General features: G+C 69.8%; 13 protein-coding genes. 3 read left to right on the forward strand and 10 right to left on the reverse strand.

All coding sequences use genetic code 11. From position 1 onward, the window contains the following. Positions 1-3: 3 nt before the first annotated feature. From QE416_RS13760 to QE416_RS13795, 8 genes are all read right to left on the reverse strand, one after another. Positions 4-417 carry a DUF4233 domain-containing protein gene (locus tag QE416_RS13760; RefSeq protein ID WP_307316998.1) on the reverse strand — a complete coding sequence of 138 codons (414 nt, stop codon included), beginning with the start codon at positions 415-417 and terminating at the stop codon, positions 4-6. Then, entirely contained in the window at positions 414-1,766 is a 1,353-nt protein-coding gene (locus tag QE416_RS13765; protein ID WP_307317000.1) for a folylpolyglutamate synthase/dihydrofolate synthase family protein, read from the reverse strand. Before QE416_RS13765 ends, QE416_RS13760 begins: the two co-directional genes overlap by 4 nt. Then, a complete protein-coding gene (ileS, locus tag QE416_RS13770; protein WP_307317002.1) occupies positions 1,763-5,200 on the reverse strand; it encodes an isoleucine--tRNA ligase in 3,438 nt (1,145 codons plus the stop codon). Before ileS ends, QE416_RS13765 begins: the two co-directional genes overlap by 4 nt. 466 nt (positions 5,201-5,666) lie before the next feature. Then, entirely contained in the window at positions 5,667-7,214 is a 1,548-nt protein-coding gene (locus QE416_RS13775; RefSeq protein WP_307317004.1) for an ABC transporter ATP-binding protein, read from the reverse strand. Continuing rightward, on the reverse strand, positions 7,211-8,053 hold the full coding sequence (locus tag QE416_RS13780) for an ABC transporter permease (RefSeq protein ID WP_307317006.1): 843 nt from the start codon (positions 8,051-8,053) through the stop codon (positions 7,211-7,213). Before QE416_RS13780 ends, QE416_RS13775 begins: the two co-directional genes overlap by 4 nt. Further along, the gene (locus QE416_RS13785; RefSeq protein WP_307317008.1) at positions 8,050-9,027 is read right to left on the reverse strand and encodes an ABC transporter permease; all 978 of its coding nucleotides are present in this window, start codon (positions 9,025-9,027) and stop codon (positions 8,050-8,052) included. The genes QE416_RS13780 and QE416_RS13785 overlap by 4 nt, the downstream gene beginning before the upstream one ends. 28 nt (positions 9,028-9,055) lie before the next feature. Next, positions 9,056-10,669, reverse strand: a complete 1,614-nt coding sequence (locus QE416_RS13790) for an ABC transporter substrate-binding protein (RefSeq protein ID WP_307317010.1) — start codon at positions 10,667-10,669, stop codon at positions 9,056-9,058. A 600-nt stretch (positions 10,670-11,269) separates the two neighbouring features. Beyond that, positions 11,270-12,109, reverse strand: coding sequence for an endonuclease domain-containing protein (locus QE416_RS13795; protein ID WP_307317012.1), 840 nt, complete (start codon positions 12,107-12,109; stop codon positions 11,270-11,272). Between the two features lie 717 nt (positions 12,110-12,826). Here QE416_RS13795 and valS point away from each other — a divergent pair. Both valS and QE416_RS13805 read left to right on the forward strand, forming a co-directional pair. Then, entirely contained in the window at positions 12,827-15,394 is a 2,568-nt protein-coding gene (valS, locus tag QE416_RS13800; RefSeq protein ID WP_307317014.1) for a valine--tRNA ligase, read from the forward strand. Continuing rightward, positions 15,394-15,642 carry a hypothetical protein gene (locus QE416_RS13805; protein ID WP_115918078.1) on the forward strand — a complete coding sequence of 83 codons (249 nt, stop codon included), beginning with the start codon at positions 15,394-15,396 and terminating at the stop codon, positions 15,640-15,642. The genes valS and QE416_RS13805 overlap by 1 nt, the downstream gene beginning before the upstream one ends. A gap of 211 nt (positions 15,643-15,853) precedes the next feature. On the opposite strand, the gene QE416_RS13810 is transcribed toward QE416_RS13805, so the two are convergent. Beyond that, a complete protein-coding gene (locus QE416_RS13810) occupies positions 15,854-16,066 on the reverse strand; it encodes a hypothetical protein (RefSeq protein ID WP_267787162.1) in 213 nt (70 codons plus the stop codon). Beyond that, complete coding sequence (locus QE416_RS13815; RefSeq protein WP_267787161.1) at positions 16,063-16,659, reverse strand: helix-turn-helix domain-containing protein; 597 nt, start codon at positions 16,657-16,659, stop codon at positions 16,063-16,065. The genes QE416_RS13810 and QE416_RS13815 overlap by 4 nt, the downstream gene beginning before the upstream one ends. A gap of 79 nt (positions 16,660-16,738) precedes the next feature. On the opposite strand from QE416_RS13815, the gene QE416_RS13820 reads away from it, so the two are divergent. Further along, positions 16,739-18,790, forward strand: a complete 2,052-nt coding sequence (locus QE416_RS13820; RefSeq protein WP_307317018.1) for a M3 family metallopeptidase — start codon at positions 16,739-16,741, stop codon at positions 18,788-18,790. Positions 18,791-18,807 lie beyond the last annotated feature (17 nt).

Genomic DNA, 18,807 nt, shown 5'->3' on the forward strand with positions numbered 1-18,807 from the left:
GGGTCATTCTCCGTTCGAGAGGTCGGGGGAAGCGGCGCGTCGGGCGTTCTGTCGATCGAGCGCTGCTCCCTTGATGGTCGCATACGCCCACATCCCGCCGAAAATGAGAGCCACGACGGCCAGGGCCGGCACGAGGAAGCCGCCGAGCAGCAGCACGATCTGGAGTCCCCACCCCGCGAACAGCGCCCACCGGTGGCGGAGCAAGCCCGAGACGGCGACCATCGCAACAGCCATGACGACGCCGCCGACGATCCCCCACCAGGGCTCGATGCCGAAGGGCAGCACCTTGAGGCCGTAGACCACGAGGCCGCCGAGGAAGACGATGATCGATTCGAAGCCGAGCACGACGGCGCCGAGAGACTCCTGAGCGCCGCGTTGACGACGGGGGCGCGGGGCGCGAGGTTCGCGGGGGCTCATCCCTGCCACCCGGCCTTCCAGTCCTCGAGGTCGGCGAGACGCAGCGCCTCGCCTGCGAGCACGACGGAACCGGCGATGACGACGGCGCGGCGGTCGGACTCGGCGGCCCACGAGCGGGCGGCGTCGGCGGCGTCCTCCAGCGTCGGGTGCACGGTGACCGGGAGGTCCGCCGCCTCAGCGACGTCGGCGATCACGTCGGGATCGGTCGCACGGTCGCTGGCGGGAGCCGTGGCGAACACACGGGAGACCCCCGGGACGAGGGCCGACATGATGCCGGCGGCATCCTTGCCGTCGAGGATGCCGACCACGGCGCCCCACTCGTCGATGTCGAACGAGTCATCGAGGGCGGCGACCAGAGCGCGCGCCCCGTGCGGGTTGTGCGCGGCGTCGACGAAGACGGTCGGAGCGGTACCGATGAGCTGAAGGCGGCCGGGCGAGGTGGCGTTGCCGAGACCGTCGGCGATCACGTCGGCCGCGAGGGGCTGGGTGCCACCGCCGATCAGCGACTCGACGGCGGCGACCGCGAGCGCCGCGTTGGCGCCCTGGTGTGCTCCGTACAGCGGCAGGTAGACCTCGGGATACGTCCCGGCGACCCCGCGGATGTCGAGCTGCTGCCCGCCCACGGCGAGGGTCTGCCCCACCAGGTCGAACTCGTGGCCGGCCACGGCCACGGTCGCCCCCTCTTTCGCGGCGCGCGCGCGGATGACGCGGAGTGCGTCCTCGGTCTGCGCAGCCGACACCACCGCGGCTCCCGGCTTGATGATCCCGGCCTTCACCGTGGCGATCTCGGCGATGGTGGTGCCGAGACGGTCGGTGTGGTCGATGTCGATCGGCGCGAAGACCGCGACATCGCCGTCGGCGGTGTTCGTGGAGTCCCACTCCCCTCCCATACCGACCTCGAGCACGAGCACATCGATCGGCGCGTCGGCGCACGCGACGAACGCGAGCACGGTCAGCAGCTCGAAGAACGTCAGCGGCGCGTCCTCGGCCGCGGTCAGTTCGGCGTCCACCATCTCGACGAACGGCTGGATCTCGTCCCACGCATCGGCGATCGCGGCATCCGAAACGGGCTCGCCGTCGATGAGGATGCGCTCCGTGAAGCGTTCCAGATGGGGGCTCGTGAACAGCCCCGTGCGCAGACCCATCGCTCGCAGCAGGCTCTCGATCATGCGGCTGGTCGAGGTCTTGCCGTTCGTACCGGTGACGTGGACCACCCGGTAGGTCCGCTGCGGGTCGGCGAGCAGCTCGAGCACGCGACGCGTGCGCTCGACGCGGGGCTGCACCCACTGCTCGCCCTGCCGCTCGAGCAGCGCGCTGTAGACGGCGTCGGCCCTGGTGCGGTCGCTCATGCGGGGGCTCCGATCCGCGCGACGGCCACAGTGACGGCGCCGACGTTCGCGTAGGTCTTGGCAGCGATCTGCGTCTCGAACTCGGCCGGCAGCGCGCTGCCGCGCTGGATGAGCCGCCCCTCTGCTCCGGCGAGAACGACACTCTCGGCGAGAGTCTCGGATGCCACCCCGGCCACGTCGAACGCCTGAGCGACGGCTCGCGCGTCAGCGCCGTCGACGAAGGTCAGTGACAGGAAGATCCGATCGCTCACGTCGAAGCCCGCAGCCTTGCGGGTGTCCTGGATGCCGCGGATCATGTCGCGGGCCAAGCCCTCGGCCTCGAGCTCCGGGGTGGTGACGGTGTCGAGCAGCACGAAACCACCGCCGGCCAGCACCGCCAGCGCTTCGCCTTCGGGGCGTCCCGCGGTCTCGACGACGAGGTCGTACTCGGAGGGCTCGAGCGCGATGCCTCCGGCGACGACCCGACCGTCGGTCTCGCTCCAATCGCCCTCACGAGCGGCCTTGATCGCCTGCTGCACCTGTTTGCCGAGGCGAGGCCCCGCGGCGCGGGCGTTCACCGACAGACGGTGCGTGATGCCGTACTCCGCCGCCGTGCCCTCTCGCAGCGCGACCTGTTCGACGCTCTTGACGTTGAGCTCTTCTCGGAGGATGTCGTCGAACTGCGCCAGACCCGAGGCATCCGGGGTCACCACCGTCAGACGCGGGAGCGGTAGACGCACGCGCTTGCCCTCGCGCTTGCGCAGTGCGTTGGCGACGCTCGAGACCTCGCGCACCGTGTCCATCGCGGTGCGGATGTCTTCGGCCGCGGGGAACGCAGACGCGTCGGGCCAGTCGGTCAGGTGGACGCTCCGCCCGCCGGTGAGGCCCTGCCACACGCGCTCGGTGACGAGCGGCAGCAGGGGCGCTGCGACGCGGGTGAGGGTCTCGAGCACCGTGTAGAGCGTGTCGAAGGCCTCGCGGCTCGACGGATCGTCCGTCGCGCCCACCCAGAAGCGATCCCGCGAACGGCGGATGTACCAGTTGGTCAGCACCTCGGCGAAGTCGCGCAGACGCTCGGCGGCGGTCGTGGAATCGAGGCCCTCGAGGTCGGTGGCGACCTCGCGCACCAGATCGCCGGTCAGCGCGAGGATGTACCGATCGAGCACGTCGGCGGAGTCGGTGCGCCACTCGGCGGTGTAGCCCTCGGGGCCCGACGCGTTGGCGTACGTGGCGAAGAAATACCACGCGTTCCACAGCGGCAACAGGAACTCGCGCACGCCCGAGCGGATGCCCTCCTCGGTCACGACGAGGTTCCCACCGCGCAGCACCGAACTAGACATCAGGAACCACCGCATGGCGTCCGAGCCGTCGCGGTCGAAGACCTCGCGCACGTCGGGGTAGTTGCGCAGCGACTTCGACATCTTCTGTCCGTCGTTGCCGAGCACGATGCCGTGGCACGAGACGCCGGTGTACGCCGGGCGGTCGAACAGCGCGGTCGAGAGCACGTGCATGACGTAGAACCAGCCGCGGGTCTGCCCGATGTACTCGACGATGAAGTCGGCCGGGGCGTGCTCGTCGAACCACTCGTGGTTCTCGAATGGGTAGTGCACCTGCGCGAACGGCATCGAGCCCGAGTCGAACCAGACGTCCAGCACATCTTCGATACGGCGCATCGTCGACTGCCCCGTCGGGTCGTCGGGGTTCGGGCGCGTGAGGTCGTCGATGTAGGGGCGGTGCAGGTCCACCTCTCCGTCGGCGTTCAGCGGCAGGCGACCGAAGTCGGCCTCCATGTCGGCGAGCGAGCCGTAGACATCGACGCGCGGGTAGTTCGGGTCGTCGCTCTTCCACACCGGGATCGGCGAGCCCCAGTAGCGGTTGCGGCTGATCGACCAGTCGCGCGCGCCCTCGAGCCACTTGCCGAACTGGCCCTCCTTGACGTTCTCGGGCACCCAGGTGATCTGCTGGTTGTTGGCCAGCAGGTCGTCTTTGATGTCGGTCACGCGCACGAACCAGCTCGACACGGCCTTGTAGATGAGGGGGTTCCGGCAGCGCCAGCAGTGGGGGTACGAGTGCTCGTACGACGCCTCGCGGAGCAACCGGCCCTCCTGCTTCAGCAGGCGGATGAGTGGGCGGTTGGCGTCCAGCCACAGCTCCCCCGCGACGTCGGTCACCGCCGACAGGAACCGGCCGCCGTCGTCGAGCGAGATGATCGTCGGCAGGCCCGCGGCATCCGCGAGGCGCTTGTCGTCCTCACCGTAGGCGGGGGCCTGGTGCACGATGCCCGTGCCGTCGCTGACGGTGACGTAGTCGTCGACGAGGATCTTCCAGGCATCCTGCGTCCCCCACACCGACGCGTCGGCGTAGTAGTCGAAGAGGCGGTCGTACGACACGCCCTCGAGCTCGGCGCCCAGGATCGTGGTCTGCACGGCCTCGCGGGCGGCATCCGCGCTCTCGTACCCGAGGTCCTTGGCGTAGTTCGGCAGCAGGTCTTCCGCCAGCAGGTAGCGGTGCGCGACGGCCTCGAACGCCTCGTCGGGCGTGCCGTCGGGGGCACGGTGCACGTCGGCGGCGCCGTTCGGTCCGCCCTCGATGACGGCATAACGGATGCCGGGGCCCACCGCCAGCGCGAGGTTGGTCGGCAGGGTCCACGGCGTCGTCGTCCATGCGAGCGCGCGGACGCCGGTCAGGCCCATCGCCTCGGCCTTGGCCCCGACGAGGGGGAAGGTCACGGTGACCGAGGGGTCCTGCCGCATCTTGTAGACGTCGTCGTCCATGCGCAGCTCGTGCGTCGACAGGGGCGTCTCATCGCGCCAGCAGTACGGCAGCACGCGGTAGCCCTCGTACGCGAGTCCCTTGTCGTGCAGGGTCTTGAAGGCCCAGAGCACGCTCTCCATGTAGGTCGTGTCGAGCGTCTTGTACCCGCGCTCGAAGTCGACCCAGCGGGCCTGGCGCGTGACGTAGTCCTGCCACTCGCGCGTGTACTCGAGCACCGACTCGCGGGCCTTGGCGTTGAAGGTCGAAACCCCCATGCGCTCGATCTCGTCTTTCTCGGTGATCCCGAGCTGCTTCATCGCCTCGAGCTCGGCGGGCAGGCCGTGGGTGTCCCAGCCGAACACGCGGTCGACCTTCTTGCCGCGCATGGTCTGGAAGCGCGGGAAGACGTCCTTGGCGTAACCGGTGAGCAGGTGGCCGTAGTGCGGCAGGCCGTTGGCGAACGGCGGCCCGTCGTAGAACACCCATTCCTCGGCGCCCTCGCGGTTGGCGATCGACGCGCGGAAGGTGTCATCGCTCTTCCAGAACGCGAGCGTGTCGTTCTCGATCGCCGGAAAGCGCGGGCTCGGGACGACGGAGGCCGTGGACGCGGCGCTCTGGCCGGATGCCGGAGTCGTGGCATCCGGGGTCGCGTTCGACGCGTCGGCGGCCGGGCCGAAGGATGAGGGGCGAGGGTAGGTCATGTCTCTCCGCGGGTCGAGGTTCGCTCGCCGGGACGATCCCTTCGGACCGCGGTACCACCCTGCATTGCGCCCTCTCACGAGGGCGCCGCTCTCACTGCGGCTGTGACGGGCCTGCCCCGCGCGGTTCTACTCCGGGCCTGGACCCGTTTCTTCCGCGAGCTCCCCGGTGATGGCCGGATCGATGCGTGTGCACCCAGTCTACGCCAGCCCCGCGGAGCGCGGTGCGGTCGATGCCTGACGATCGAGTGTCCACGAAACCCGGACGCGGGGCCGGTGTCGTCCGGGTGTTCTGGACACTCGCCCCCCCGCACGGATCCCGCCGCGCCGAGCGTTCCGAACGTCCTCTCCATCCTGCGCGACCTGAACTGCCCTCGAGTGTCCAAGAAACCCGGACGTAGGGCCGATATCGTCCGGGTGTTCTGGACACTCGACCCTCCGTTCGGGCCGCAACCCGGCGAACGCGGACTCAGGCGCCCGGCGGGCGGACACCCGCGGCCGCCAGCAGTTCCCGGGTGAACGGATGCCGCGGCGCGGCGAAGACGCAGGACACCGTGCCCGAGTCGACGACGCGTCCGTCCTTCATCACGATCACGTCGTCGGCGATCGCGGCCACGACGTCGAGGTCGTGGGTGACGAAGATCATGGCCAGGTCGCGCTCGCGCTGCAGGGCGAGGAGACGCTCGAGGATCTTCGCGCGCACCGAGGCGTCGAGGGCGGACACCGGCTCGTCGAGCACGAGCAGATCCGGTGACACGGCGAGGGCTCGGGCGATGGCGACCCGCTGACGTTGGCCGCCCGAGAGCTGCGCGGGCCGGCGACGGACGAACGCCGGCGACAGTCCGACCTCCTCGAGAAGGTCGGTGACGGCGCGCCGTCGCTCAGGACGCGGCACCCCACCCGCAGCGACGGCCTCGGTCAGTGTGCGACCGACGCTCCAGCGGGGGTCGAGGGCACCCCACGGGTTCTGTTGCACGAGCTGTACCCGGCGTCGATCCGCCCCGCGGGCCACCTCGGGCGTCCAGGGGCGATCGTCGAACGCGAGCGTTCCCTCATCCGCGATGGTCACGCCGACCGCGAGACGAGCGAGCGTCGTCTTGCCCGATCCCGACTCCCCCACCACCGCGAGAGTACGACCGCGGCGGATCTCGAACGAGACATCGTCGACGGCGACCCGTTCGCCGAAGCGCTTGGTCACGCCGTGGGCGGTGAACAGCGGAGCATCGGTGCGCGGGGTGCGCCCGAGCGGCTCGTGAGACACCGCCGCGACGAGTTCTCGCGTGACGGGATCGCGAGGGGATGCCAGCACCTCGGCGGTGACGCCGGTCTCGACGACGCGTCCCTCGTGCATCACGACGACCCGGTTGGCCACCCGCGCCACGGCTCCGAGGTCGTGACTGATGAACACCACGGCGACGCCGTCGTCGGCGATACGGCGAATCAGCTCGAGCACGCGGGCCTGGACGGTGGCATCCAGGGCCGTGGTGGGCTCGTCGGCCACCAGGACGGTGGGCCTCGCCGACAGGGCCGAGGCGATCAGGGCGCGTTGGCGCAGTCCGCCCGAGAGCTCGTGCGGGTACTGGCGCGCGCGCTCGTCGGGCTCGGGCATCGACACACGCTCGAGGCTGTCGCGCACGCGCGCCGCCAGCGCGCCACCGCGCACCGAGGGCTCGTGGATGCGCACCGGCTCGGCGACCTCGGCGCCGATCCGGCGGAGGGGGTCGAGCGAGACGAGCGCGTCCTGCGACACGAGGGCGATGCGCCGCCCCCGAAGAGTCCGCCACTGCCGCTCCGTCAGCGACCGAGCGGCGGTACCGTCGATCTCGAGCTCGTCTGCGGACCATGACAGGCCGTCGGGAACGAGTCCCAGCAGGGCGCGCGCGCTCAGCGACTTGCCCGCGCCCGACTCGCCCACGATTGCGACGCACTCCCCCGGAGCGACGTCGAGGTCGAGGTGGCGGACGATCGCCCCCTCGGGGCCGCCGATGCGCAAGCCGCGCACGCGGACGCCGCTCATGCGCCCCGCTCCTCTGATCGCGCGCGCAGGATGCGGCCGATGACGCTCACGCTCACGACGGTCGCGGTGATGGCCAAGCCCGGGAACACCGCGACCCACGGAGCCTGCAGGAGCAGATTGCGGCCCGCCGAGAGCATGAGCCCCCATTCGGGTGCGGGCTCGGTGGGGCCGAGGCCGAGGAAGCTCAGGCCCGCCGCTGCGAGGATGCTCGTGCCGATGCCGATCGTGGCGAGCACGCTCACCGCACCCAGAACGCCGGGGAGGACGTGCCGCACATGTACGACGACCGCGGGGACGCCGATGATGCGCGCGGCCTCGACGTGCTCGGCCGCCGCGAGCGATCGGGTCTGCGCCCGCGCCAGTCGGATGTACACGGGAACGGCCGCGATCGTCACGGCCACGGCGATGTTCGCGGATCCCGGCCCCAGCACCGCCACCACCAGGAGGGCGACGAGGAACTCGGGGAACGCCAGCAGCACGTCCACGACCCGCATCGCGGCGGTGTCGATCCAGCGCGGGGCGACGGCGGAGAGCGACCCCGCGATCAGGCCGACCACCAGGGCGAGTCCCGTCGCGAGCAGACCGATCCCCACCGAGGGGCCGGCTCCGTAGACGACACGCGAGTACACGTCTCGACCGCTCTGATCGGTGCCGAACCAGTGGGCTGCGCTCGGCGACTGGAGGGTGGCGCGGACGTCGGTCAGCAGCGGGTCGTGCGTTGCGAGAAGACTCGGCGCCACGGCGGCAGCGGCGATGAGCGAGAGCACCGCGCCCGCGATCGTCAGGGCGACGACTCTGCCCGGCCGTGCCCGACGCGTCTCGGTGAGTGCGGCGCTCACGCGGGCACTCCGCTCCGCACGCGCAGCGCCGCACCGGCGAACCGCAGGCGCGGGTCGAGGAGGGGCGCGACCAGGTCGACGACCGTGTTGACCACGACGAAGACGAGGGCGCTCAGCAGGATGACGCCGGTGATCACGGGGAGATCGCGGTCGGTGATCGCCGCGAGCGTCACGCGGCCGATGCCGGGCCGCGCGAACACCGTCTCGACCAGCACGGCGCCACCGAGGAGGGATCCGACGAGATAGGCGGCGAGCGTGACCGCCCCGACCGCCGCGTGACGCAGCGTGTGGTGCAGGGTCTCTCGTCGCCGAGCGGCACCGCGGGCGCGCACGGTGAGCAGGAACGGCTCGCGCTCGGCCGCCTCGATCCCGTCGCGCAGCACCTGCGACAGCAGCGCCGCGACCGGCAGGGCCAGGGTCACCGCCGGCAGCACGAGGGATGCGGCATCCCGCCCTCCCGCCACCGGGAACCACCCGAGCTGGAACGAGAAGACGCTCAGCAGCACGAGCCCCGTCCAGAACACCGGTGACGACAGGACGACGAGCTCGACGCCCGAGGCAACGGCCCGCCCGCGGCGTCCGCGTACGAGCAGCGCCGTCGCCAGTGCCAGCAGCGCGGCGATCACGAGCGCGAGCGCCGATAGCTGCAAAGTGGGCCCGAGCTGGCGGCCGATCACCTCGGACACCGGAAGGCGCAGTTGGTACGACTCCCCCAGGTCACCGCGAGAGAGTCGCCCGAGGAATGCGGCGTATTGCTCGAACACGGGGCGATCCAGACCGAGGTCGCTCCGGATCCCCGCCTTCACGGTCTCGCTCACCTGCGCCTGCGGGCCCAGCATGACGTCGACGGGGTCTCCCGGGATGATCCGAAACGCCACGAACGCCAACGTCGCCGCGCCCCACAGCACGAGAACGACGGATGCCACGATCCCGCCGAGACGCCTCAGAAGGGCGCGGGAGCGAGAACGTGGCATCCGCCTAGTGTGTCCGAATCTCGGCGTCTCAGCCGACGGACGCCGTCGCGAACAGCGGACGACCGTAGAGGTCGAAGGCCAGACCCGAAACCTTCGGGGTGACGGCGCTGATCAATGCGGGGCTGTACAGCGGCACGATCGCGGCCTGCTGCGCGTTCCACTGCTGCACCTGCGCGTAGATCGCGTTGCGCGCAGCCGGATCGGTCGTCGAGGCGCCCTGCTCGAGAAGGGCATCCATCGCCGGATCGCTCACCTGGGAGGCGTTCTGGAATCCATCGGTGGCGAGGTGGCTGCGCAGCAGGTCGGCGTCGACGCCTGAGAAGCCCCAGTCGGTGACGTCGTAGGTCTTGGGACCGTACTGCTCGTTGTAGGCGCCGGGCTCGAGCACCTCGCGCTGCAGGTCGAAGCCGACGGCCTTCAGGTCGCTCTGGACGGCATTCGCCAGCGCAGCGCGGTCGTCGGGCACCGGCGTCCACGCGATCCAGCGCGCGGTGAGACGCTGACCGTTCTTCGTGCGGATGCCGTCGGCATCCCGTCCCGTCCAGCCCGCCTCGTCGAGAAGGGAGTTGGCGGCCGCCTGGTCGAACGGCCACGTCTTCTCAAGGCTCGCGTCGTAGCCGGGCGTCGTGGCCCCGAGGATGCTCCACGCGCGCGGGTACTGGCCGTAGAAGATCTCCTGCACCGCGGAATCGACGTCGATCGCCTTCGAGAACGCCTGACGCACCTTCTGGTCGGCGAAGACGCCGTACTTCTCGTTAAGGAACACCGAGTACGGCAGACCGGGGTAGGCGATCGACTCGACCGTGTCGTCGGAGGGCACCTGACCGACGAGGTTCGGGGGGAGGTTGGTTACGACGTCGGCCTGGCCGCTCGAAAGCGCGCCGAGGCGCACCGAAGCCTCGGGGAGGATGTCGACACGGAGGGTCTTGAACGCCGGCTTGCCGCCGCCGTCGGGGCCCCAGGTGTAGTCGTCGTTGCGGGTGTACACGATGTCCTGGTCGGGCGTATACTCGGTGAGCTCGAAGGGCCCGGTGCCGACGTTCACGCCGGGTCCGCCGGCCTTGAGCTGATCGGCCTTGTCTTCGAGCACCTTCGGCGAATAGAAACCGAGCAGCGCGGTGCTCGCCGCCTGGAGGAACGGCGCGTAGGCCTGGGTGAAGCGCACGCGCACGGTGTGCTCGTCGACCACGTCGGTGCCGGCGTACAGCTCTCCGCCCAGCATGCTCGCGGCCTGAGCCGAGGCGGTGTCGGGGTCGGCGATGCGATCGAAGTTCGCCTTGACCGCGGCCGCGTCGAACGCGGTGCCGTCGTGGAACGTCACGTCGGTACGCAGGCGGAACAGGTAGCTCGCACCTCCGTCCTCGACGTCCCACGACTCGGCGAGCCACGGCGAGAACGTGCCGTCGGCCTCCTGGAACACCAGCGAGTCGAGCACGGCGCGCTGCACCATGGCAGACACGTCGAGCTGGCTGGTCTGCGGGTCCATGTGGCCGGCCGAGAGGTTCGCACCCTCAATCGCCCAGACGATCTCGCCGTCTCCCTGGGCGGCGGGATCGGTGCCCGCGCACGCCGAGAGCGAGAGGGCGGCGACGGCCGCGACGGCGACCGCCGAGAGCACGCGGCGGGAGAGCTGTGAAGGCATGACGAAACCTCGAAGTCTTTGGTGGGGAAGCTTCAGCTTACCCGCGTTCCTGGACCGAGTGCGGAAAGTCGCCGGGGCGTGCGTCGGCAGCGGCCGGATGGGGACCGATGGGATCCGGCGTCGCACAACCTCAGTGATCCGCACGACCTCCGTCGGCACCCGTCTGTGCTGTTTGAGGTTGCGCGATTCGATGACTCTGCGCGTCGGGCATCTCGCGCTCGTCCCCGCACAACTTCAGCGATCCGCACAACCTCCGTCGGCATCCGTCTCTGCTGTCTGAGGTTGCACGATTCGGCGACTTCGCGCGCCGGGCATCTCGCTCCCGTCCCCGCACAACCTCAGCGATCCGCACAACCTCCGTCGGCATCCGTCTCTGCTGTCTGAAACTGCGCGGTTCGCTGACTTCGCGCGCCGGGCATCTCGCTCCCGTCCCCGCACAACCTCAGCGACCCGCACGGCCTCCGTCGGCCATCGCCTGCGGCCGTGCGTGATCGGCACGGCCACCGCGCCCGTCATCTCACGGGTCTTCTGCAGTGCCTCGAGGATCTCCCGCCTGAGGGTTCGCAACTCGCTGAGCCAGCGCGAGCTCGGACCGCCCGCTCACGCCTTGTGCAGCCCCTGCGCCACGGCATGCATGATCTTCTCCTGCACCTCAGGCCAGCGGTTCATCACCTGGTCGTATCCCACCCGGATGACGTGATAACCGAGCAGCATAAGTTCGACGTCGTGTCGGATGTCCTCGGCGCGCTGCGCCCCGACGTGGTGCCCGCCGTCGACTTGGAGGACGAGTCGATCTCCGATGAGGAAGTCGACGCGATGGCCGGAGATCCAGGTCTGAGGGCGGATCGGCAGGCCCAGCCACCGCAGCCGGACGATGACGAAGGTCTCGAGACCGGAGTCGGCCCACGGGGACGCCTCCCGAACCAGGTGTCTGGCGGAGCCGGTCCAGGGCAGACGGCGCAGGTGGGAGATATCCACCGCCTTCTTGTTCAGCGCGGAGTCCCAGATCGCGCGTGCGGACTCGTACGGCTGACATGAGGCGACAGTGAGCAGGATGTTCTCGATGTCGTCTTCGAGCAGATCCGGGTGACGTGGAACGATGGCCCGCTGCCAGTGCACGACGGCGGCAGGACCGACGACTCGCCCCCGACCGGGATATGCGACGTGAGGCTTGTCCGGACGTGCGGCGATCCACAGACCACGCCTCTCGGCGGCCGTGACGCACGACAGTACGACGCCCGTTCGCGCCGCGGACACCAGGTGCGCATCGGCGGAGGGGAGGGCGATCCAGTCTCGCCGGACCCGCAGAACGAGTCCTCGCTCGAGCGCTTGGGAGATGCGGTGCCGGCTGTGCCCCTCGCGGACGAGACGGGATGGGCGAACGACTCCCCCGAGTTCAGCGGTTCGGGTCGCGACGGCGTGAGCGGGGTCGTTGTGCATAGGCGCCATGGTCGCCCGCGCGGCGAGGTGAAAACCCTTCGCGGACGAACCTGTGGACGAAAAACACCCTGGGGAGGAATGGCGACCGTGGATCGCGTGCGTCCGCACAGCCTCCGTGACTCGCGCAAAATCCGTCGAGATGCGCCCGTGCGGGCTGAGCTTGCGCGAATCGCTGAGGTCACGCGACAGGCGCGGCGAAAGGGCGCACGATCTCGGCGCATCGCGCAACGTCAGTGATCTGCACAGCCTCCGCCCGCGTCCACCTCCCGCCACTGAACATGCGCGAATCGCCGAGCTTGTGCAACCACCCGCACACCACCCCCACCCACCCTCAGCGATCCGCACAACCTCCGCCCGCGTCCACCTGCCGCCACCGAACCCGCGCGAATCGCCGAGCTTGCGCAACCACCCGCACACCACCCCCACGCACCCTCAGCGATCCGCACAACCTCCGCCGGCGTCCACCTGCCGCCACTGAACACGCGCGAATCGCCGAGCTTGCGCAACCACCCGCACACCACCCCCACGCACCCTCAGCGATCCGCACAACTTCCGTCGGCATCCGCCCCGATGGACTGAATCTGCGCGACGCACCGAAAGAGCGCCGAACACGGGCCCGCGGGAGGCCGCGCGGCTCGCATCGCCCCGGTATCCTGGATGCCGCACCCATCAGGCACGCTCACACAGTGCCGCCCATATCGCTCGAGGAGTACCCCTATGGCCACCATTCCCGACAAGCCCGCCCTGGAAGGCCTCGAGCAGAAGTGGGACGCCGCGTGGAACGAGCGCGGCACCTATGTGTTCGACCGGATCCGCGCCGCCGAGGCCGGTCGTAAGGGGGTCTACTCCGTGGACACCCCGCCGCCGACGGCATCCGGAAGCCTCCACATCGGTCACGTGTTCTCGTTCACGCACACCGACGTGAAGGTGCGCTTCGAGCGTATGCGCGGCAAGACGGTGTTCTACCCGATGGGCTGGGACGACAACGGCCTGCCGACCGAACGCCGCGTGCAGAACTACTACGGCGTGCGCTGCGACCCCTCGCTCCCCTACGACGCCGACTTCACCCCGCCGTTCGCAGGCGGCGACAACAAGAGCAGCAAGGCCGCCGATCAGGTGCCCATCAGCCGCCGCAACTTCATCGAGCTGTGCGAGCAGCTCACGATCGAGGACGAGAAGCAGTTCGAGGAGCTCTTCCGCGAACTGGGCCTGAGCGTCGACTGGACGCAGACCTATCGCACCATCTCCGACGACTCGATCCGCACGAGCCAGCTGGCGTTCCTGCGCAACATCGAGCGCGGCGAGGCGTACCAGTCGATGGCGCCGACGCTGTGGGACGTCGACTTCCGCTCCGCGATCGCGCAGGCCGAGCTCGAGGACCGCGACCAGCCCGCGGCCTACCACCGGGTGGGCTTCGCCAAGACCGACGGCTCGGGCGACGTGTTCATCGAGACCACCCGCCCCGAGCTGCTGCCTGCCTGCGTGGCTCTGGTGGCGAACCCCGACGACGAGCGCTACCAGCCGCTTTTCGGCACGACCGTGCGCACCCCGCTGTTCGACGTCGAGGTGCCGGTACTCGCGCACCCCCTCGCGCAGAAGGACAAGGGATCGGGCATCGCCATGATCTGCACCTTCGGCGACGTGACCGACATCATCTGGTGGCGCGAGCTCGACCTGCCGAACCGCACGATCATCGGCAAGGACGGGCGGATCGTCGCCGAGGCTCCCGACGTGATCGTGACGGATGCCGCGAAGGCGGCGTACGACGAGCTCGCGGGGAAGACCGTGTTCAGCGCCAAGAAGCGCATCGTCGAGCTGCTGCAGGAGTCCGGGGCCATGGAGGGCGATCCCAAGCCCTTCACCCACCCGGTGAAGTTCTTCGAGAAGGGCGACCGGCCGCTCGAGATCGTGTCGACGCGCCAGTGGTACATCCGCAACGGCGCGCGCGACGCCGAGCTGCGCGAGCGCCTGATCTCTCTCGGTCGCGGGATGTCGTGGCATCCGGACTTCATGCGCGTGCGCTTCGAGAACTGGACGAACGGTCTCACCGGCGACTGGCTCGTGTCGCGCCAGCGCTTCTTCGGCGTGCCGATCCCGGTCTGGTACGCGCTCGACGACAACGGCGAGCGGGACTACTCGCGCGTGCTCACCCCCGACCTGGCTGCGCTTCCCGTCGATCCGACGACCGACGTTCCCCCGGGCTACACCGAGGATCAGCGTGGCGTCCCCGGCGGCTTCGACCCCGAGCGCGACATCCTCGACACGTGGGCGACGTCGTCGCTCACCCCGCAGCTTGCGGGCGGTTGGCAGCGCGACGAGGAGCTGTGGAACCTCGTCGCGCCGTTCGACCTGCGCCCGCAGGGCCAGGACATCATCCGCACCTGGCTCTTCTCGACCATGCTGCGAAGCGCCCTCGAAGACGACCGGAGCCCGTGGTCGGATGCCGCCATCTCGGGGTTCATCGTCGACCCCGACCGCAAGAAGATGTCGAAGTCGAAGGGCAACGTCGTCACGCCCGCCGACATTCTCAAGCAGCACGGCTCCGACGCCGTGCGCTATTGGTCGGCGTCGAGCCGCTTGGGCACCGACGCGGCGTTCGACCCGCAGAACCCCACGCAGGTGAAGATCGGACGGCGCCTCGCGATCAAGCTGCTGAACGCGGCGAAGTTCGTGCTGTCGTTCCCCGTGCCCGAGGGTGCCGAGGTGACGCACGCGCTCGACGCGTCGATGCTCGCGACCCTGGATGCCGTGGTGCGCGACGCGACAACCGCGTTCGAGGCCTACGACCACGCGCGGGCGCTCGAGATCACCGAGTCGTTCTTCTGGACGTTCTGCGACGACTACCTCGAGCTCGTCAAGGAGCGCGCATACGACCAGACCGACGTGGGCCAGGCCTCGGCGGCGCTTGCGCTGCGCACGGCCCTGTCGACGCTCGTGCGCCTGTTCGCGCCCGTGCTGTCGTTCGCGTCCGAAGAGGTGTGGTCCTGGTTCGAGCAGGGCTCGGTGCACACCGCCGCGTGGCCCGAGCCGCTCGGCATCGAGGGTGATCCCGCGGTGCTCACCGCCGTGAGCGCCGCGCTAATCGGCATCCGTCGCGGCAAGACCGAGGCGAAGGCCTCGCAGAAGACGAAGGTCGCCTCGCTCACCGTGTCGGGGCCGCACGTCGAGGCGCTGCGCCTCGCCGAGGGCGACCTGCGCGCCGTGGGCCGGATCGAGACGATCTCGTTCGCCGAAGCCGACACCACCACCGTGACCGACATCGTGTTCGCACCCCAGGAGGCCTGATGCAACTCGGAACCCGCTGGACCGCCCGCGAGCAGCCGCCGAAGGCTGTGCCCGAGGCGCTGCACGCGCAGATCGCCGCCGTCGAGGCCGCGCTCAACCCCGACGGCCTCAGCGCCCCCGCCCCGCGGTGGACGCTGACGTTCCTCGAGGGGCGTCCCGTCGCCGAGCTCGACACCGGCGTCATCGTCACCCAGGACGCCGCGGGCGAGGTCGTCGTGCGCTACGACGACGACGCCGAGTTCGCCTGACGAGGACCGCCTCGGAACACAGAGCCCGTCGACGCATTTGTGCGCCGACGGGCTCCGTGCTTTCGTGCCGACGACGGCATGTCCGGATGGCGAGTGCTCCGGGGCGGAGCAGAGCCGGGCTGCGGAGGACGAGTCCGCTCGGGTGATCCCCCACCGGCAGACCCTTCTCCCCGAGCGCGCTCGACCTCAGGTTCCGCGCGCCGAAATCGACCTACCGGGGCAGCAGGTACCGCGCGACGTCGCCCGACATCGCCCGGGATGCCGCGATCCCGGCACGACGAGCCGGCTCGGCCTCGACGCGGGAGATGCGCCGGCGAATGCGACGCTCGGCGACGGTCGACATGGCCTGGGCGCTCACGAGGAGGGCGTTTTCGAGGAGCGTCGGCCGGGCGGAGACGGCGATGGTCTGCGTGATGGCGCTCATGCGGAGCCCCTCTCGGTCGGAAGCGGAAAGATGTCGTTGCGGATCGTGACGGGGCGCACGCCGTCGCCGGTCTGGTCGCGGTAGCGGGCCACGGTTTCGTCGACGAGCGCGTGGATCCGCCGGACGAGGTCCTGCGACTGCTCCGCGGTCAACCGGGCGGTCGCGGTCGAGATGATCGCGGCATCCCGCCACTCCTCCGCTTCATCCCAGCCGTGATTGGCGAAATGCATCAACTGCTGATGACGAAGGGTGAGGGTTTCGGACTGCACCGCCTCCATCACGGTTCGACCCGCGGGGGTGTTCTGCATGTCGGGGTTGGTGAGCGTCACCATTCCGGCCGGGCGTTCCCACCATCGCTCGCGCGCGGTTCCACGGTCGGTGACCTCGCGTATGAGGTCGTGCTGGGCCAGGGCGCGCAGGTGGTAGCTCGTGGATCCCGTCGACTCGCCCGTGAGTTCGGCGAGGCTGCTCGCCGTCTGGGGGCCGTACTGGCTGAGGATGTCGTACAGCCGCACGCGGAGAGGGTGGGCGAGAGCTCGGAGCGCCCCGGCGTCCAGAACCCGTTCGGCGCGCGGAGACGACTGATCGGTCATACTGCAAAGATATCTTTGCAAGGGATTGTTTGCAACCCTTTCTCTGCACAGGAGCGGTGGTGGCGCATAGGCTGGAGCGATGACGGATGCCGTGAACAATCCCCTCCTCGCGCCGCCCTCGCTCCCCTACGACCTGCCGCCCTACGGCAGCATCGCCGTCGAGCATTACCTCCCCGCTTTCCGCGCCGCCTTCGCGACGCAGCGGACCGAGGTCGACGCCATCACCGCCCAGACCGACGCGCCCACCTTCGAGAACACCCTGATCGCCCTCGAACGAAGCGGCGAGCTGCTCGATCGCGTCGCCCGTGCGTTCTACACCGTCGCGTCCGCCGACGGCACTGCAGAGATCCAGGCCGTCGAAGAAGAGCTCGCCCCGCTGATGGCGGCTCACAGCGATGCGATCCAGCTCGACGCAGCGCTCTTCGCCCGCGTCGCCGCCGTGCACGCGCAGCTCGACGCTCTCGCCCTCGACGACGAGAGCCGTTACCTCGTCGAGCGCCACCATCGCGAGATGTCGCTCGCCGGCGCCGGACTCGACGACGAACAGAAGCAGCGCCTGACCGACCTCAACCAGCGCCTGTCCGTGCTGACGAACGCATTCGAGAAGAACCTCCTCGCCGATACCAACGACCTTGCCGTCGTCTTCGACACCGCAGCGGAACTCGACGGCCTCAGCGACGGCGAGCTCTCGGCCGCCGCCCAGGCCGCCACCGACCGCGGGCTCGACGGCCGCTACGTCGTCACCCTCACGCTCTACACGGGCCACCCGCTCCTCGCCTCGCTGAAGAATCGCGAGAGCCGCCGCCGCCTTCTCGAGGCCTCGCGCTCGCGGGCCATCCGCGGCAACGACCACGACAACCGCCCGGTGCTTCGCGAGATCGTGCGCCTGAGAGCCGAGCGCGCGGCCCTGCTCGGCTATCCCTCGCACGCTGCCGCGGTCCTCGCCGACCAGACGGCGGGATCCCCGGATGCCGTGCGCGACCTGCTCCGTCGACTCGCCGCCCCCGCTGCCGCCAATGCCCGCTCCGAGCAGGAGGCGCTCCAGGCGATTGCCGATGCCGACGGCATCCGGATCGAGGCGCACGATTGGGCGTTCTACACCGAGAAGGTGCGCGCGAAGCGCTACGACCTCGACCGCGCAGCCCTGCGCCCCTGGTTCGAAGTGGAGCGCGTACTGCGCGACGGCGTGTTCTACGCGGCCGAGCAGCTCTATGGCATCCGCATCACCGAGCGTCACGACCTGCAGGGCTACCACCCCGACGTCCGCGTGTTCGAGGTGCACAACGCCGACGGCGGTGAGCTCGGGCTGTTCCTGCTCGATCTGTACACCCGCGACACCAAGCGCGGCGGCGCCTGGATGAACTCGATCGTCACGCAGTCGGCCCTCCGCGGCACGGCCCCCGTCGTGGTCAACAACCTGAACGTGAACAAGCCCGCCCCGGGCACCCCGACACTGCTGACCCTGGATGAGGTCACCACCCTCTTCCACGAGTTCGGGCACGCCCTGCACGGCCTGTTCGCCACCGTGACCTACCCGCACTTCGCGGGTACGGCCGTGTACCGCGACTTCGTCGAGTTCCCGAGCCAGGTCAACGAGATGTGGATCCTCTGGCCCGAGGTCCTCGCGCACTATGCCCGCCACATCGACACCGGAGAACCCCTCCCGGCCGACGTCGTCGAGCGGCTGCACGCGTCGGAGGCGTTCAACCAGGGCTTTGCCACGAGCGAGTACCTCGCGGCATCCTGGATCGACCAGGCGTGGCACGCTCTCTCCGTCGACGAGGCCTCGGCCGACATCGACGTCGCGGCGTTCGAGGCAGCGGCCCTCAGCGACATCGGGCTCGACAACCCCGCCGTGCCCACCCGCTACGCCTCGACGTACTTCGCCCACGTGTTTTCGGGCGGCTACAGCGCCGGCTACTACTCGTACATCTGGAGCGAAGTGCTCGACGCCGACACCGTGGAGTGGTTCCGTGAGAACGGCGGACTCACGCGTGACAACGGCGACCGCTTCCGCCGGCGCCTGCTGGGGGTCGGCGGTTCGGGCGATCCGCTCGCCGCCTACCGGGATTTCCGGGGTCGGGATGCCGAGATCCAGCCGCTGCTGGAGCGTCGCGGTCTCACGGGCTGAGGCCGGTCGAACCTCGG

It is taken from the genome of Microbacterium sp. SORGH_AS_0421 (genome assembly GCF_030818635.1).
GTDB lineage: Bacteria > Actinomycetota > Actinomycetes > Actinomycetales > Microbacteriaceae > Microbacterium.

Coding starts and splice junctions, on each gene's coding strand:
- QE416_RS13760 (WP_307316998.1), bottom strand. CDS start 417: ATGAGCCCCCGCGAACCTCGCGCCCCGCGCCCCCGTCGTCAACGCGGC.
- QE416_RS13765 (WP_307317000.1), bottom strand. CDS start 1,766: ATGAGCGACCGCACCAGGGCCGACGCCGTCTACAGCGCGCTGCTCGAG.
- ileS (WP_307317002.1), bottom strand. CDS start 5,200: ATGACCTACCCTCGCCCCTCATCCTTCGGCCCGGCCGCCGACGCGTCG.
- QE416_RS13775 (WP_307317004.1), bottom strand. CDS start 7,214: ATGAGCGGCGTCCGCGTGCGCGGCTTGCGCATCGGCGGCCCCGAGGGG.
- QE416_RS13785 (WP_307317008.1), bottom strand. CDS start 9,027: ATGCCACGTTCTCGCTCCCGCGCCCTTCTGAGGCGTCTCGGCGGGATC.
- QE416_RS13790 (WP_307317010.1), bottom strand. CDS start 10,669: ATGCCTTCACAGCTCTCCCGCCGCGTGCTCTCGGCGGTCGCCGTCGCG.
- QE416_RS13795 (WP_307317012.1), bottom strand. CDS start 12,109: ATGCACAACGACCCCGCTCACGCCGTCGCGACCCGAACCGCTGAACTC.
- valS (WP_307317014.1), top strand. CDS start 12,827: ATGGCCACCATTCCCGACAAGCCCGCCCTGGAAGGCCTCGAGCAGAAG.
- QE416_RS13805 (WP_115918078.1), top strand. CDS start 15,394: ATGCAACTCGGAACCCGCTGGACCGCCCGCGAGCAGCCGCCGAAGGCT.
- QE416_RS13810 (WP_267787162.1), bottom strand. CDS start 16,066: ATGAGCGCCATCACGCAGACCATCGCCGTCTCCGCCCGGCCGACGCTC.
- QE416_RS13815 (WP_267787161.1), bottom strand. CDS start 16,659: ATGACCGATCAGTCGTCTCCGCGCGCCGAACGGGTTCTGGACGCCGGG.
- QE416_RS13820 (WP_307317018.1), top strand. CDS start 16,739: ATGACGGATGCCGTGAACAATCCCCTCCTCGCGCCGCCCTCGCTCCCC.